This is a genomic window from Myxococcus llanfairpwllgwyngyllgogerychwyrndrobwllllantysiliogogogochensis (assembly GCF_006636215.1).
GTDB classification, from domain to species: Bacteria; Myxococcota; Myxococcia; order Myxococcales; family Myxococcaceae; genus Myxococcus; species Myxococcus llanfairpwllgwyngyllgogerychwyrndrobwllllantysiliogogogochensis.
In genome coordinates this window covers 1-438 of the sequence record NZ_VIFM01000790.1, presented here as the reverse complement: position 1 = coordinate 438, position 438 = coordinate 1, and the positions used below count along the sequence as shown (strand labels likewise).

Genomic DNA, 438 nt, shown 5'->3' with positions numbered 1-438 from the left:
GGAGGCGGACGGGCGGCATGATAGAACTGGCGATTAAAACTGCGCTGGAGCGTATCACCGGCCTGAATGCTTACCCGCTGCTGTTGCCGGATAACGAGCAGGAAGGCGTTACGTTTCAACGAATTTCAGACCCGGAGATGTACGCGGGAACACTGCGAACCGGACTCATCTCAGCACGATTTCAGGTGACGATTTACCGGATTGACGACTACACCGACCTCCTGCAGATGGACAAAAAAATCTGGTCTGAATGGAAAAAAATCGTGCATGGCCAGCTGGAAAATATCCCGGTTCAGTTCATTGAACGCAGCGGCATCCGGCAGGACAAAATGACGTTGACGAACCGCCGCAGTCAGTACCGCCTGATCCGCGATTTCATCATTCACTACGCGGAGGATACGTCGTGATACGAATGGAAGTGAAAGGGCTGGATGAGCT

Annotated in this window: 1 protein-coding gene; it reads left to right on the top strand. The window is 53.0% G+C overall.

Annotated elements, in window-relative coordinates; translation table 11 throughout:
* On the top strand, positions 1 to 407 hold a 407-nt coding region (locus FJV41_RS50545; protein WP_246137942.1), incomplete at its 5' end, for a hypothetical protein.
* Positions 408 to 438: the final 31 nt, after the last annotated feature.